The following is a 278-nucleotide window of genomic DNA, read 5'->3' on the forward strand; positions in this document are numbered from 1 at the left end:
TTTTGTAGACTGACAGTTGTATATTTCCCTCTGCCATCATTATCGTCTTTCTTATATGAATCAATATCTTTGTGTGATAATTCAGAAGTTACATTATTTATATTATATAGATTTTTCTTAGAATATAAATGGATTATGTCTGTATTCCAAGGCAGATTTTTTGAAACGGTTTTCCCTGCATAGGTTCTATGCCAATAAATTGAATTTCTAAAATTTTCATTTCCAAAAACTTCGTCCATTAAGACTTTTAGATATCCTTGTTCATAATCATCACATTG

General features: G+C 28.4%; 1 pseudogene. It reads right to left on the reverse strand.

Features of this window, described 5'->3' with window-relative positions:
- Positions 1-239 (reverse strand): annotated as a pseudogene (locus tag SB725_RS30935) (hypothetical protein); the annotation flags it as partial.
- Positions 240-278 lie beyond the last annotated feature (39 nt).

The sequence above is a fragment of the Pseudomonas sp. SIMBA_041 genome (assembly GCF_046535095.1).
Classification (GTDB): domain Bacteria; phylum Pseudomonadota; class Gammaproteobacteria; order Pseudomonadales; family Pseudomonadaceae; genus Aquipseudomonas; species Aquipseudomonas mucoides.